Below are 11,691 nucleotides of genomic sequence, written 5' to 3'. Positions count from 1 at the left end.
CATGTCAAATTCCACCGACAAGCTCCTCAAAATCATTGCCGCCGTGATTCTCCCACCGCTGGCCATCCTGCTCCACGAAGGCATCACCAAACAGTTCTGGATCTGCCTGGTCCTGACGATCATTTTCTTCCTTCCCGGCATGGTCTACGCCATCTGGATCGTGACGAAGTAAGGATTCAGGTTTGAGGATTCAGGTTTTAGGATCAAAGCCTTAAGCCTGAATCCTCAAACCTAAATCCTAATCCCGACGCTTCGCGTCGCGGACCATCTCCTTCACCTCCTCGCGCAACTTCACGGCATCGTAGACGATGCCATCCTTTACGGTGTAAAGAATCCCCTTGGTGGTCGTTACGTCCCCTTCGTCGGTCAGGCGGGTAGCCCCGGTGCCGTAGAGCACCTTGAGGTCCGCCAGGGGATTCTCGCCGACGATCACCAGGTCGGCCATTTTTCCGGGTTCAATGGTGCCGATCTGATCTTCCATGCCGAGGGCTTCGGCGCCGTACAGCGTAGCCGAGCGAATGACCTCCAGCGGGTGGAAGCCGGCCTCCCGGAGCAGCTCCAGTTCGCGGATGTAACCGAATCCATAAAGCTGATAGATGAAGCCGGAATCGGATCCGGCCGTTACCCGACCACCCCGGTTCTTGTATTCGTTTACGAAGGTCATCCACAGCTGGTAGTTGCGCTTCCAGTTTACCTCCTGTTCGGTTCCCCAGTTATGCCAGTAGCTGCCGTGGCTGATGCGGCTGGGCTGGTAAAACTGCCAGAGGCTGGGCAGGGTGTATTCTTCGTGCCAGTCGGCGTTGCGCGCCCGCATCACGTCGCGGTTCGCGTCGTAGATGTTGAAGGTCGGATCGATGGTGAAGTCCAGGTCCAGCAGCTCCTGCATCACGGCATTCCAGTGATCGCTGTAGGGTGCGGCGGCCTGTTGCCAGAGGCGACCGGCCTCCCCGAAGCGGTCCTGCTCATTCTGGTAGTTATAATCGACGGGGTAATCCTGAACGGTCCGGTCGTTAAAGAGGGCCTCGGGAAGACCATACCAGTGTTCCATGGTGGTCAGGCCCGCCCGGGCGGATTTCAGCACGTTCCACCGGCCCACGTCCATCTGCGCGTGGTGACAGGCCGAGCCCAGACCAATTTCCTTGTTGGTTTCCAGGGCCGCCTGCATAAAGTCAGGACGGGCACCAAAAAACTTGATGCCGTCACTTCCGTTGGCTTTGTTTTCCCGCACCCAGTCTTTGACTTCGTCTACGGTCGTAAAGGGTTCCGTCCGTCCCTGACCAAAGCCGGTGTAGGCGACGATTCTGGGGGCGACAATGGTGTTTTCCGCCGAGCGCCGTTTGTGGTCCAGGACCCATTTTAGGCCGTTAAAGCTACCCGGCTCCCGAATGGTGGTGATGCCGTGGCCCATCCAGAGTTTGAACACGTAGTCGGCGTCCGCTCCCTGGGCCCGTCCGCCGATGTGGCCGTGCATGTCCACGAAGCCGGGAAGGGCATACATGCCGGAGCAGTCAATCTCCTTGCCGCCCGCCTTCAGTTTGGGCCGACGGCGCTCGTTGATGGGAACGCCGGGATAACCCACCGTACTCGTCGAGACGATTTTATTACCCTCAATCACAATGTCCACCGGCCCGATGGGTGGTGCACAGTTCCCGTTGATCAGGGTCAGTCCCCGCAGGATAAGCTGGGGGTATGGCCCGTCGCCGTGATCGGTTCCACGATCGGGGGCGGGGTCAACCTGGGCGAGGACGCGGGTGCAAAGAAATACGGTAAGCGCAAGCAAGAAGAGGTTTCGCATGGTGAGCTTTGGTCTGGTATGGGTGTAGATTGATTGGGGTGAACGACCAATCGGCCCCAAGATCGTAAATCCTTGCTGGATTCAATTGTCCACCTCCCGATTTCCTCCGATCCTTACCGGATGATCGATTATTCCGCCCAACACCCCGCCCCACTTCAAGCCCTGCTGGAGCACAGTGAACGTATTGGTTTCACCATGAACGCCGACCATCGGGTTGGCAGCCTGCTACGCACGCTAACCGCCAGCAGACCCGGAGGCAACTTTCTGGAGCTCGGCACGGGAACGGGTGTGGCCCTGTCCTGGATGCTCGACGGTATGGACGAACACTCCTCCATCATCAGTATTGACAACGACGGCGAAGCCCTCGGGGTCGCCCGGGAACAGCTGGGAGAAGATGCGAGGCTTACGCTGGTCGAAGCAGACGCCGAAGGATGGATCATGGAGTACTCCGGTGCCCGGTTCGACCTCATCTTTGCCGACACCTGGGCCGGAAAGTACCATACTCTGGAGCCCACCCTCCAGTTGCTCAAACCCGGGGGCATGTGGCTGATCGACGACATGATCGCCCAGGCATCGTGGCCCGAAGGCCACGCCGAACGTGCCCTAGCCCTGATGCAGTCCCTCGCGGACCGGCAGGACCTCCTCCTCACCAGCCTGCCGTGGGCAACCGGAGTGATTTTGGCCGTGAGGCGGTAGCCGGTGAAGCCCCGAAAAGGATCAATGCACTGCGCTTGTTTCGCGCTGCAAGGTCCCAGGGAAGCACACCTCAAATCGGTCGAGGACTTCCTAGAGCCGAACATCTTTCCGGAAAAGGCGTGCCCTGGGTTAGCAGATTGATTTTTCATAGTCTTTACGACCGGCTTGCAGAGCAAGCCTTTTCCGGGTGGTGCTCTTCGACCTTAGCCTTCTCCTGAGCCTCAGCCTTACGACCGACTTGCAGAGCTAGCATTTTCGGGTGCTCGTCCTCAGCCTGCTCCTCTGCCTCAACCTTATTACTTACCTTGTGCTCGGAACAACCATTCTTGCCACCATCGCCCGCTCGCCCCGTCCCAATCAGGTTTACGTAGTCTTCAGTCTGGCCCTGGTCCTGTTTCTCCTGGGGCTGGTCGGCTGGTGGATGCTCCAGGCTAACGACCTGACGCAGCGCCTGCAGGAAGACCTCGACATCGTCGTGGAATTAACGGCCGAACGTAGCGACACTGCTCAGGACCAACTGATGTTGCACCTGCGCTCCGCGCCCTACTTACGCCCCGGCGCCGAACCCCAGCTCGTCACGAAGGAAGCGGCCCTCACCGACATGGGCGAGTCCCTGGAACGGGACCTCGAGTCTCTGGGCCTCACCAATCCCCTGCTGGACGTGGTAACCTTTAATGTGCCCGTGGAATACCTCCACACCGACAGCCTTCAATGGATTGCGGCGGAAGTCGGTGAACTGCCCGGCGTCAGTGGTGTATACTACCAAGAAAACTTCGTGGAGAGGATCGCCGGAAACGCCCGAAAATTGGGCTATTTACTGTTGGGACTGACGGCCCTGTTTACCCTGGTGGCCGGGCTGCTGATCCACAATACGGTACGGCTGTCGCTCTACGCCAATCGGTTCCAGATCAAGACCCAGGAACTGGTGGGTGCCAGCTGGGGCTTCATCAGTCGCCCCTTTTTGTGGCGGGCCGTTGGTCAGGGCATCATCAGTGGACTGCTGGCCGCCGGAGCCCTCTACGGTCTCCAGCGGTGGGTCGCCACCGTCCTGCCCGAACTAAATCTCGTAGAGGATCCGTTGTTACTCGGTCCGCTCTTCGGTGGAATTGTCCTGTTGGGCATCTTGATCAACTTCTTGAGCCACTATGTCGTGGTTCGTCGTTACCTTCGCCTCCGCGTTGACGACCTGTACTAGACAGCTGGTTTTAACGCTCCAAAAAGAAATAAGCAGACGGGACCTTTGGGCTCCGTCGTTGAAATTGCCGTTATGAGTAAGCGCAGAAATAAGGCTAAAAAATCAAAGGCTGCTGCCCCCAAAGCCCAGCTCGATAACACCCGGGTGGCCGCTCCGGTGGCCCGCACCACAGTGAAGAAATCATCGAGTGACGGCTCCAAATCGTCCGCCCGCCCCCTGACTTTCGGTCCCGAAACCTACAAATGGATGGGGGGAGGATTTGCCCTCGTTTTATTGGGTATCCTCCTGATGGCCGGTGGCCGGGGAGACGATCCTACCGTTTTTGACGCCGACGCCATTTACAGCTTCCGGCGCATCACCCTGGCGCCCATCGTCATGCTCGTTGGTTTGGCCGGGGTCATCTACGGTATTCTCAAAAAGTAAAGCGTGTTGGAATTGGTTAAGGCCCTCATTCTGGGGGTTGTTCAGGGGCTGACGGAGTTTCTCCCCGTCAGTAGCAGCGGACATCTGGAACTGGCCAAGTGGATCCTGCAGGACGATAGCATCGCCGCCGAATCCATGCTGATGACCGTCAGCCTTCATGCCGCCACGGCACTGGCCACCCTGGTGGTCTTCCGCCGGGAAGTCATGGAGATTCTTCGGGACCTACTAAAGTTCACCTGGAACGAAGGCACCCGTTTTTCGTGGTTCATCGTTTTGAGCATGATACCGGCGGCTATCGTCGGGGTATTGTTTGACGATATGCTGGAAGCGCTTTTTGACCGGCAGATTGTCCTGGTAGCCCTGATGTTGATCGTAACGGGCTTTCTCCTCTTCCTGGCCGATCGGGCGCAGGAAACCGACCAAAAAGTAAGCTGGAAATCCGCCCTGCTCATCGGCCTGGCCCAGGCCGTAGCCATCTTACCGGGCATCAGCCGTTCCGGGGCTACCATTTCCACCAGTGTCCTGCTGGGCGTTGACCGCGAACGTGCCGCACGCTTCAGCTTCCTGATGGTCGTCCCCCTCATCCTCGGTAAAATGGCTAAAGATTTACTGGAAGGAGACTTCACCGGGGCTACTCCGCTCCTGGAACTGGGCGTCGGTTTCGTGGCCGCCTTCCTCACCGGCATGCTGGCCTGCGTATGGATGATCCGACTCGTTAAGCGAGCTGAACTCAAGTGGTTTGCCTACTATTGTTTTGCCGTGGCTGGCATCGTACTGCTCTTCAGACTTATATTTAGTTATTAATCAAGTCCATTCTTGCTTCATGGCCTCCGTACCAGCTACTACTGAACCCCCCTTTAATTTTGTGGAGGGGTGCTTACTTCTAGTCGATAAACCAAAGGACTGGACGAGTTTTGACGTGGTCAACAAACTCCGCTTCGCCATCAAACGCCACCTGGGCGTAAAGAAGTTTAAGGTCGGACATGCCGGCACCCTTGACCCCATGGCGACGGGCCTGCTCTGCATCTGTACGGGCAGATGGACCAAACGTCTGCAGGAACTGCAGGGCATGGACAAATCCTACACCGGTACGATTAAGCTCGGGGCCACTACCCCATCCTTCGACGCCGAAACGGAAGAAGACGAACACTTCCCCACGGACCACCTTAGTGAAGCCTTGTTAAACGCCGAAGCCAGGAAACTCACCGGAGACCTCCAGCAGCTTCCGCCCATCTTCTCCGCCATCAAAGTAGACGGGCAACCCCTCTACAAAAAGGCCCGCCAGGGCATCAAGGTCGAAGTAAAACCGCGGCCGGTTACCATCCATAAATTTGAACTCACCAGCATCAAACTGCCCGAAGTAGACTTTGCGGTTGATTGCTCCAAAGGTACCTACATCCGCTCCCTGGCCCATGACCTCGGGAAAAATGCCGGCTCCGGCGGCTACCTGACGGCGCTGTGCCGGACCAGCATCGGCCCGTATAAATTGGAAGATGCGTGGGATTTGGAGGAGTTGGTCAGGGTGCTGGAGGAGGATGTTTGATGCAGGGGATGGGTTGTGGGTACTGGGATAGTCCTGCCTGGGGAGGACGTTTGATGTTTGATGTAGGGGATGGGGCGTCGGTACTAGGATGGTACTACCTAGGAAAGGACGTTTGATGTTTGATGTAGGGGTTGGGGCGTGAGCACTAGGATGGTACTGCCTGGGGAAGACGTTTGATGTTTGATGTAGGGGTTGGGGCGTAGGTACTAGGGAGGTAGTGCCTCGGGGAGGACGTTTGATGTTTGATGTAGGGGCTGGGGCGTCGGTACTAGGGAGGTAGTGCCTCGGGGAGGACGATTGATGTTTGATGTAGGGGTTGGGGCGTGAGCACTAGGATGGTACTGCCTGGGGAAGACGTTTGATGTTTGATGTAGGGGCTGGGGCGTCGGTACTAGGGAGGTAGTGCCTCGGGGAGGACGTTTGATGTTTGATGTAGGGGATGGGGCGTAGGTACTGGGATGGTACTACCTAGGAAAGGACGTTTGATGTTTGATGTAGGGGTTGGGGCGTGAGCACTAGGATGGTACTGCCTGGGGAGGACGTTTGATGTTTGATGTAGGGGCTGGGGCGTCGGTACTAGGGAGGTAGTGCCTCGGGGAGGACGTTTGATGTTTGACGTAGGGGATGGGGCGTAGGTACTAGGGAGGTAGTGCCTCGGGGAGGACGTTTGATGTTTGACGTAGGGGATGGGGCGTCGGTACTAGGGAGGTAGTGCCTCGGGGAGGACGTTTGATGTTTGATGTAGGGGATGGGGCGTGAGCACTAGGATGGTACTGCCTGGGGAGGACGTTTGATGCAGGGGATGGGGCGTCGGTACTAGGGAGGTAGTGCCTCGGGGAGGACGTTTGATGTTTGATGTAGGGGATGGGGCGTCGGTACTGGGGGATAGTTTATTAGTACATTTTGTTTATATTTACGAACATAAAAACAATTTAACGCTCCTAAGTCCTGAAAAATGAACACTCGTGCCCTCGAGCTTGAAGAACGGCTGATTGACTTCGCGGTGAACGTGATTGATTTTGCCGAACAGCTTCCGAAGTCCTTAGCCGGTAAGCATTTATCCGGGCAAATAATTCGATCTGGTAGTGCGCCTGCGCTGAATTACGGAGAAGCCCGGGGAGCGGCTTCCCGGCGAGATTATCGCCATAAACTCACCATCGTGGTGAAGGAACTCCGTGAGACGCACATTAATCTTCGAATAATTGAGAAGAAGCGATTCGCTGACCTTCCTGAAATGGATGTCCTCCTTAATGAAAACAATCAACTGATCAGCATCTTCGTCGCTACGATCAAAACCCTGGATGGTTCAGGGAAGCGTTAACCCTTGCCCAGAACATCTTGGACATACCTCGAATCACGTGCCCTAACTCTTAATGGAATCATTTATTCAGTATCCTGTGTATCCGAAATGTTGCTTGGTCTAGTTTTCCAAAAAATATATTTCCTCCTTGACGGGTATTGAAGTACAGATCACATGAAAAATTACCTTCCAGGTCAACCAGTATTTCCCCGCCTGCCAGTTGAATAGCGGAGGCTTTGGTTAATACCAGATGGTTATTCCCCTGAAAGCCAGCTTCACTCGATAAAGGTGTGGCTGCATAAAATCCTCTACCGTTGGCGTAAAAATCGAAGCAATAAGCCCTAAGGACAACTTTGGCACCCTGGTCACATGCCATACCCTGTCCGATAATGGATATTGGCACTCCTACTTTCAAGTGGTCGACGTATTCCAGAGGTGTACTAAACTCCTCGCTACAGGGAAATTGAATAGAAGCGGAAAATAGCGGTGCACCTACAAAAGAACTGCCCGAAGCAGCCTCCTGACCGATCGCAAACGTAAACTGATAACGGCTTTCTACCGTAGACTGGGATTGATTGGGATTATTAATTATCAATAATTCCTCATCTACGAATCTAACTCGGTAGTCCTTAAACCCATCTTTAATAATGATTGGAATATTATCCAAAGTGCCTGAGAAAAACACGCTATCTTCTGTAGAATCAATAACACTTGATTCAAATTCGGAAAAGTCGGCGCAGTCTGCCACCTCCTCTATTGCTTCCCTAAGTGGTGTTTTTTCACATCCGAGGCAAGAGAGACAAAAGACCACTATGTAAAAGGCACTTCGGCGAATAATTATTCTCATTCTATTTCATGAAAAATAATACTTCTGGTGGCATTCACGAAATCACCGATTATCTGATTTTCCAGGAATGAGATGGCGAAGACGGATTTAATTATGAAATGACACTAGTTCTTAATCTTAAAGATTACCCTAGCAGCCAACTGTTCGCCGGATAAATCCGGCGCTACTGATGACTTAATGATGCTTTCGTTGTCCTAAAGTGACGTACTGCTACATCAAAATCAACCGCCATATCCCATTCACTTCCATAGCAAAAAGGAACTTCCCCCTACTTCAAACGTCAAACGTCTTACTTCAAATATCAAGCATCACTCTCCTCCCAATCCATACTCCGCTTTACCGCTTTCTTCCAGCCACGGTAACGTTTCTCCCGGCTGTCCGCATCCATCTTGGCTTCGAATCGCTGGTCCAGTTGCCAGGTAGAGGCCAGGTCGTCTCGGGTCCAGAAGCCTACGGCTAGACCGGCGAGCATGGCGGCCCCCAGGGCCGTGGTTTCCACGATTTCCGGACGTTCAACCCGGGTTCCCAGGATGTCGGCCTGAAACTGCATCAGCAGGTTGTTGGCGCTGGCACCACCGTCCACCCGGAGGGTCGTGAGGTCTTTGCCCGAATCCTGCTGCATGGCCTCCAGAACGTCCCGCACCTGATAGGCAAGGCTTTGCAGGGTGGCCCGGACGATGTGGGCCTTGGTGGTTCCGCGGGTCAGGCCAAAGATGGCTCCCCGGGCGTACATATCCCAGTAGGGAGCTCCGAGTCCCGCAAAGGCCGGCACGACGTAAACCCCTCCGGTATCCTTGACTTTGCGGGCGTAAAACTCACTGTCCGGAGCTTCATCGATGAGCTTCAGGCCGTCGCGCAGCCACTGAATGGCCGCCCCGGCAATGAATACCGATCCCTCCAGGGCATATTCCATCTTCCCGTCCACTTCCCAGGCAACGGTCGTCAGTAGCCCATTGTCCGAAGCAACCGCTTCGGTTCCGGTGTTCATGAGCATAAAACAGCCCGTACCATAGGTGTTCTTGGCCTGTCCCGGCTCAAAACAAGCCTGCCCGAAGAGGGCGCAATGCTGATCACCGGCCATACCCGCGATGGGGATTTCCGCTCCTAGTAGTTCCGCCGATGTATGGCCGTAAATTTCACTACTCCCCTTGACGTCCGGCAGCAGTTCGGTGGGGACGTCCAGCTCCCGCAGTAGTTTTTCGTCCCACCGGCGGTTCCGAATGTCAAACAGCATGGTACGTCCGGCGTTGGTAACGTCCGTAACGTGCACCTTACCGCCGGTCAGTTTATACACCAGCCAGCTGTCCATCGTACCGAAGCACAATTCCCCGGCCGCGGCGCGCTGCCGCGCGCCTTCGACGTTATCGAGGATCCAGCGGATTTTGGTCCCGCTGAAGTAGGCGTCAATGACCAGCCCCGTAGTATCCTTCACGTGTTTTTCCAGCCCCCGCTCCTTGAGTTCATCGCAGAAACCGGCCGTCCGCCGGTCCTGCCAAACGATCGCGTTGTGGATTGGCTCTCCGGTGGCGCGGTCCCAGATCAGGGTGGTTTCCCGCTGGTTGGTGATGCCAATGGCGGCTACTTCCTTGGCCGAAACACCCGCCTTTCGCAGGACTTCCTGCGCTACGGCCAGTTGGGTCGACCAGATTTCCTCCGCGTCGTGTTCTACCCAGGCGGGCTGGGGATAAATTTGGGTGAATTCCTTTTGGGCTACTTCGGTAATGTTACCGGATTGATCGAATAGAATGGCCCGGCAAGAAGTGGTGCCCTGATCAAGCGAAAGAATAAATTGTGCCATAGAAGTTGTGATCGACGCGAAATTTTAGAGAAAAGAAAGCTTCAACTCGGAGCCATTAAACTATCTGGTTGCTACACGGGTTATCCACCCCGATCCGCAAGATAACCACCCCATGCAAATTGACCGTATTCCATTCCCGGAAGTCCCCCAGTTTTCCCAACGCGACGTAGCCTACAGCATCGGAAAGGAAGATCTTCGCCCGTTTTACCAGTATCCGGTTACGCGGGACGCCTTTGGAGAGGTTATGGCCGACAAGGCCAAGGATCCCATTGATCGGGACTTGCTGGTCCGTGAACTCCTGGCGCAATACGCGGAAATTCCTGATTCTGATCGGGCGCAAGCGCAGGTGCAAAGTCTTGCGAATGGCAATACCTTCACGGTCATTACGGCCCACCAACCGGCCCTGTTCACCGGCCCCCTGTACTTTATCTACAAGATCTGCTCGGCCATCAATCTGGCCCGAACACTCAACGCCGCCTATCCCGATCACCACGTCGTGCCCGTCTTCATCACCGGAGGGGAAGACCACGACTTCGAAGAAATCAATCACGCCCGCATTTTCGGCAACAAACTGGTGTGGGAGAATGACGCCGCCGGCGCCGTGGGCGCCATGTCAACGGACACCCTGGCCCCCGTTCTGGCCGAACTGAAGGACATCCTCGGCACCCGGGAAACCGCTGCCGCCATTTACGCCAAGATTGAAGCCGCCTACACCAACTACTCTACTTACGGACGGGCCAGCGTCGCCCTGGTTCACTCCCTGTTTGCGGACACGGAACTGGTGGTAGCCGACATGGCGCGACCGGCCTTCAAGCAGGCCTTCCGCCCCCACATGGAGCGAGAAATTTTTGAGCAGGTCAGTCAGCCCCTCATCGAATCGGCCCAGGCCGAACTGGAGAGCCTCGGGTATTCCGGACAGGCGCACGCCCGCGAAATCAATCTCTTCTACCTCACCCCTAACCGCCGCGACCGAATCGTCCTTGAAGGAGACACCTACTCCGTCCTGGACACGGACATCACCTTCAGCTCCGAAGCACTGCGTAAGGAACTTCACGAGCACCCGGAAAGATTCTCCCCCAACGTGGTGATGCGCCCACTCTTTCAGGAAGCCATCTTCCCGAACCTGGCCTACATCGGCGGGGGCGGTGAACTTGCCTACTGGCTGGAGCGCAAATCCCAGTTCGCGGCCTTTGGCCTGAATTTCCCCATGCTCATCCGCCGGAATTCGGTGCTGTGGATTGACGGTGGATCCCAGAAAAAGCTCGACAAACTTTCCCTGGATTACCGGGAACTGTTCCGCGAAGCGGACCTCATCATCCGGGATTACGTAGAGCAACAATCCGACAATGAATTGAGCCTGGCCGGAGAACTCGATCAACTGGAAAACATCTTCCAGCAGATCGCCGAAAAGGCCCGGGAAATTGATCCGACGCTGGAAAAGGCGGTGCTCGGCGAGCACGTCCGTCAGGCCAAGGCCATTGAAAACCTGGAGGGCCGCCTCCGGCGGACCGAAAAACAGCGCTTCGATACCGCCATGAACCAGATCCGCGGACTACGGGACAAACTCTTCCCCGACAACAGCCTCCAGGAACGCAAGGATAATTTCCTGAACGTTTACCTACAGGAAGGTCCGGAGATGATTCCCCAACTCATTGAGGCCCTCGATCCGCTGGAAAAAGGGATGGTGGTCATCCGGCCGTAGGGGGAAATGTAGCTAGTGCGGAGTTACTGGCATTAGCTTGATGACGGAGGGACGTTTGATGTAAGGCCGGGGACGTGGGTACCAGGATAGTGATTCCCGGGGCAGACGTTGGGCGGTTGGTGCGGGTCAGGCTTCTGCCCCGGACTCAGAGTCTACCTCGATGCGGAGGGCATAGGGAAGCGCGGACAGCGCTTCACCCGTTTGCTGGCGGAGCATTTCGGGAGTAAGCCGGCCGGCCATTTCCTGTTCGTTCTCCTGGCGTACCCGTATGGGTAATACACCTTCTTCCAGACGTCCAATGACAATTTTGATGCCCTGTCGGCCGTAACGGACAACTGCCGAGAGCACGTGTGCCCGCAATCCTTCTGGAAATTGGTGTAGATTCATAATTA

At 55.7% G+C, this 11,691-nt stretch carries 12 protein-coding genes; 8 read left to right on the top strand and 4 right to left on the bottom strand.

What is annotated here, in order from left to right:
- The first annotated feature begins 1 nt into the window (after position 1).
- A complete protein-coding gene (locus E1J53_RS14380; protein ID WP_134272124.1) occupies positions 2-172 on the top strand; it encodes a YqaE/Pmp3 family membrane protein in 171 nt (56 codons plus the stop codon).
- A 66-nt stretch (positions 173-238) separates the two neighbouring features.
- Here the strand turns inward: E1J53_RS14380 and E1J53_RS14375 are convergent, their stop codons facing one another.
- Entirely contained in the window at positions 239-1,795 is a 1,557-nt protein-coding gene (locus E1J53_RS14375) for an amidohydrolase family protein (RefSeq protein WP_134272123.1), read from the bottom strand.
- Between the two features lie 72 nt (positions 1,796-1,867).
- Here E1J53_RS14375 and E1J53_RS14370 point away from each other — a divergent pair, with 72 nt between their 5' ends.
- The 6 genes from E1J53_RS14370 (at position 1,868) to E1J53_RS14345 (ending at position 6,973) form a co-directional block, all read left to right on the top strand.
- Complete coding sequence (locus E1J53_RS14370; RefSeq protein WP_253931794.1) at positions 1,868-2,491, top strand: O-methyltransferase; 624 nt, start codon at positions 1,868-1,870, stop codon at positions 2,489-2,491.
- Positions 2,492-2,798: 307 nt separating this feature from the next.
- Complete coding sequence (locus E1J53_RS14365; protein ID WP_134272122.1) at positions 2,799-3,686, top strand: ABC transporter permease; 888 nt, start codon at positions 2,799-2,801, stop codon at positions 3,684-3,686.
- A 72-nt stretch (positions 3,687-3,758) separates the two neighbouring features.
- Positions 3,759-4,109 carry a DUF3098 domain-containing protein gene (locus E1J53_RS14360; protein ID WP_134272121.1) on the top strand — a complete coding sequence of 117 codons (351 nt, stop codon included), beginning with the start codon at positions 3,759-3,761 and terminating at the stop codon, positions 4,107-4,109.
- A gap of 6 nt (positions 4,110-4,115) precedes the next feature.
- Positions 4,116-4,913 (top strand): undecaprenyl-diphosphate phosphatase, encoded by a 798-nt coding sequence (locus tag E1J53_RS14355; RefSeq protein ID WP_154640208.1) that lies wholly within the window; start codon positions 4,116-4,118, stop codon positions 4,911-4,913.
- A 19-nt stretch (positions 4,914-4,932) separates the two neighbouring features.
- The gene (gene truB / locus E1J53_RS14350) at positions 4,933-5,652 is read left to right on the top strand and encodes a tRNA pseudouridine(55) synthase TruB (RefSeq protein ID WP_134272119.1); all 720 of its coding nucleotides are present in this window, start codon (positions 4,933-4,935) and stop codon (positions 5,650-5,652) included.
- 955 nt (positions 5,653-6,607) lie between these two features.
- Positions 6,608-6,973, top strand: coding sequence for a four helix bundle protein (locus E1J53_RS14345; RefSeq protein WP_134272118.1), 366 nt, complete (start codon positions 6,608-6,610; stop codon positions 6,971-6,973).
- Positions 6,974-7,031: 58 nt separating this feature from the next.
- Here E1J53_RS14345 and E1J53_RS14340 read toward each other — a convergent pair whose 3' ends face one another.
- Positions 7,032-7,799 (bottom strand): hypothetical protein, encoded by a 768-nt coding sequence (locus tag E1J53_RS14340; RefSeq protein ID WP_134272117.1) that lies wholly within the window; start codon positions 7,797-7,799, stop codon positions 7,032-7,034.
- A gap of 301 nt (positions 7,800-8,100) precedes the next feature.
- A complete protein-coding gene (gene glpK / locus E1J53_RS14335; protein ID WP_134272116.1) occupies positions 8,101-9,597 on the bottom strand; it encodes a glycerol kinase GlpK in 1,497 nt (498 codons plus the stop codon).
- Between the two features lie 112 nt (positions 9,598-9,709).
- Between glpK and bshC the strand changes: the two genes are divergently transcribed.
- Entirely contained in the window at positions 9,710-11,299 is a 1,590-nt protein-coding gene (bshC, locus tag E1J53_RS14330) for a bacillithiol biosynthesis cysteine-adding enzyme BshC (RefSeq protein WP_134272115.1), read from the top strand.
- 126 nt (positions 11,300-11,425) lie between these two features.
- On the opposite strand, the gene E1J53_RS14325 is transcribed toward bshC, so the two are convergent.
- A complete protein-coding gene (locus E1J53_RS14325) occupies positions 11,426-11,686 on the bottom strand; it encodes a hypothetical protein (protein WP_134272114.1) in 261 nt (86 codons plus the stop codon).
- Positions 11,687-11,691: the final 5 nt, after the last annotated feature.

It is taken from the genome of Lewinella sp. W8, assembly GCF_004375085.3.
Taxonomy (GTDB): Bacteria; Bacteroidota; Bacteroidia; order Chitinophagales; family Saprospiraceae; genus Neolewinella.
This window is presented reverse-complemented; position numbering and strand designations above follow the sequence as displayed.

Excerpts from the sequence above, each read along its gene's own strand:
- glpK (WP_134272116.1), bottom strand. The coding sequence starts at position 9,597 with ATGGCACAATTTATTCTTTCGCTTGATCAGGGCACCACTTCTTGCCGG.
- E1J53_RS14345 (WP_134272118.1), top strand. The coding sequence starts at position 6,608 with ATGAACACTCGTGCCCTCGAGCTTGAAGAACGGCTGATTGACTTCGCG.
- E1J53_RS14325 (WP_134272114.1), bottom strand. The coding sequence starts at position 11,686 with ATGAATCTACACCAATTTCCAGAAGGATTGCGGGCACACGTGCTCTCG.
- E1J53_RS14360 (WP_134272121.1), top strand. The coding sequence starts at position 3,759 with ATGAGTAAGCGCAGAAATAAGGCTAAAAAATCAAAGGCTGCTGCCCCC.
- bshC (WP_134272115.1), top strand. The coding sequence starts at position 9,710 with ATGCAAATTGACCGTATTCCATTCCCGGAAGTCCCCCAGTTTTCCCAA.
- E1J53_RS14380 (WP_134272124.1), top strand. The coding sequence starts at position 2 with ATGTCAAATTCCACCGACAAGCTCCTCAAAATCATTGCCGCCGTGATT.
- truB (WP_134272119.1), top strand. The coding sequence starts at position 4,933 with ATGGCCTCCGTACCAGCTACTACTGAACCCCCCTTTAATTTTGTGGAG.
- E1J53_RS14340 (WP_134272117.1), bottom strand. The coding sequence starts at position 7,799 with ATGAGAATAATTATTCGCCGAAGTGCCTTTTACATAGTGGTCTTTTGT.
- E1J53_RS14375 (WP_134272123.1), bottom strand. The coding sequence starts at position 1,795 with ATGCGAAACCTCTTCTTGCTTGCGCTTACCGTATTTCTTTGCACCCGC.